Origin of the sequence: Streptococcus sanguinis, from assembly GCF_019929225.1 — a bacterium.
Classification (GTDB): Bacteria; Bacillota; Bacilli; order Lactobacillales; family Streptococcaceae; genus Streptococcus; species Streptococcus sanguinis_J.
The window spans coordinates 1-689 of the sequence record NZ_JAHZPA010000024.1 but is presented as its reverse complement, the minus strand read 5'-3'; the positions used below and the strand labels follow the sequence as shown (position 1 = coordinate 689).

The 689-nt window shown below is 40.3% G+C and carries 1 tRNA gene, 1 rRNA gene and 1 pseudogene; all 3 read right to left on the bottom strand.

What is annotated here, in order from left to right:
* Window positions 1–243 (bottom strand): annotated as a pseudogene (locus K1I80_RS12010) (IS3 family transposase); the annotation flags it as partial.
* Window positions 244–312: 69 nt separating this feature from the next.
* Window positions 313–386 (bottom strand) — tRNA-Asn (locus K1I80_RS12005).
* Between the two features lie 5 nt (window positions 387–391).
* Window positions 392–507 (bottom strand): 5S ribosomal RNA (gene rrf / locus K1I80_RS12000).
* Between the last annotated feature and the right edge of the window lie 182 nt (window positions 508–689).

Below are 689 nucleotides of genomic sequence, written 5' to 3'. Positions count from 1 at the left end.
AGATACGCTTAGTTGCGAACGACCTTCAATCAAAACCTTATTGATAATTGCTTGTTTTAATTCAGGAGAGTAATAACGGTTTTTCCCTTTTTTGACACTTTCTATTCCGTAGCGATCAATCAATCGGATTAAGTAATCAAGATTTGAAAGGTTCATTCCATATTTTGCTGAAAGCCGCTTTAAGCTGATTCCTTGTTTTCTTAGTTCATAGATTCGAACTTTATCCTCATAAGTTAATTTCATTTAAAAACACCCCAAAAGTTAGATTTTTTCTGTCTAACTTTTGGGGTGCGGTTCAAAACCTCTTTGAAACTCCGCCAGTAGGACTCGAACCTACGACATCATGATTAACAGTCATGCGCTACTACCAACTGAGCTATGGCGGATAACTGCTAAGCGACTACCATATCTCACAGGGGGCAACCCCCAACTACTTCCGGCGTTCTAGGGCTTAACTGCTGTGTTCGGCATGGGTACAGGTGTATCTCCTAGGCTATCGTCACTTAACTATTGAATTAACTGTCCTGTCCTCTCAGACAAGACTTGTCAACTCAAAATTGAATACAATATCAAATCTCACATTTCTCTAAACCATTCGCTGCACTCTGATGAAGCTCTTATTCTAGGATAAGTCCTCGAGCGATTAGTATTAGTCCGCTCCATGTGTCACCACACTTCCACTTCTAACC